Raw genomic sequence first — 575 nt, 5'->3', positions numbered from 1 at the left:
TGTCAAAACGGCTGACTTGGCTTTTTACGTCGAAGTTAAGGTGATCACCCCACAACGGCGTGTAGTAGTTCAAATCTAATTGAGGAAGTAAACGATATGGACGGTTTTCTTCTTTCAAGAGGATTTGGAAATCTCGAACGGTTAAAGACGCATCCCAGAAATCTGAACGGTACTGCACATGTCCTTCTTGGACTAACTGGCCGTCTTCACGGTTACCGATGTCAGAGTCCAAATCTAGGAAGTAATCAATGTCACTGACTTGTGAGTAATCAGCTTTCACAATCCACTGTTTATTGATAATACCATCGTGCTTAACTTGGTAACCCCAGCGAGAATCATCTTGATATTTTTTATCGCTGTTGAGGTATTCGCCTTTCAGTTTACCTTCACCCCAGCCATCGGTTAGGTAACGGAAATCGGTGTCGAGTTTGGTGCCACGTTGCTGCATGTAGAGTGCAGTGAGTGTCATGTCGTATTGAGGCGCGATGTTCCAGTAAAATGGCACTTCCACTTCCATACCGTCACTAGAACCGTAAGAAAGAGAAGGGAATAGGAAACCGGTTTTACGCGTGTTG

The 575-nt window shown here is 44.5% G+C and carries 1 protein-coding gene; it reads right to left on the bottom strand.

Going from position 1 to position 575, the window contains the following annotated elements:
* The coding region (lptD, locus tag R7044_RS26950; RefSeq protein ID WP_225456197.1) for an LPS assembly protein LptD at nucleotides 1-575 on the bottom strand (575 nt) is incomplete at both ends.

The sequence above is a fragment of the Vibrio sp. 1402 genome, from assembly GCF_033340275.1.
Note: the sequence above shows the minus strand (reverse complement) of the source record. Positions and strands in the feature narration are given on the sequence as shown.